Genomic DNA, 399 nt, shown 5'->3' on the forward strand with positions numbered 1-399 from the left:
CCCGCCGGTGAGGCGGGTGCCGGTTCCGTCTTCTGCGGAGGATGCGCGGATCGAACGCGCGCGGGGGCGGACCCCGACGACGGCTTAGCAAGCCGCTGCCTTACCACTCGGCCAATCCTCCGGGAGGTGGCCCCGCGCGATGCGCACGGGCGGCCACCCGGGGGTCCTGCGGCGGCAGCGTCGCGGGTAGCTGATGCGGCTACCGCGGTGCCGGCCGAGGACCGCCCTGCGGGGAGCTCGACGGACTCGTACTCCTGGTCATCGCCGCGCTCCTCCCCGGTTCCGGTGGGCGCCGTCCGGTGGCGCCGTCGGATCCACTCTGCCCGGGCGGACCGCCGGTGGGCCACCGGTTTTCCGGTGGCCTCCGGCGGTCCGCCCGCTCCGTCACCCGCCGGTACG

General features: G+C 76.2%; 1 tRNA gene. It reads right to left on the bottom strand.

The annotated features are described in order from the left end of the window. Window positions 1-35: 35 nt before the first annotated feature. A tRNA-Ser gene (locus IH13_RS0100910) sits at window positions 36-121 on the bottom strand. Window positions 122-399: the final 278 nt, after the last annotated feature.

This window comes from Streptomyces sp. NRRL WC-3549 (assembly GCF_000721935.1).
GTDB lineage: Bacteria > Actinomycetota > Actinomycetes > Streptomycetales > Streptomycetaceae > Streptomyces.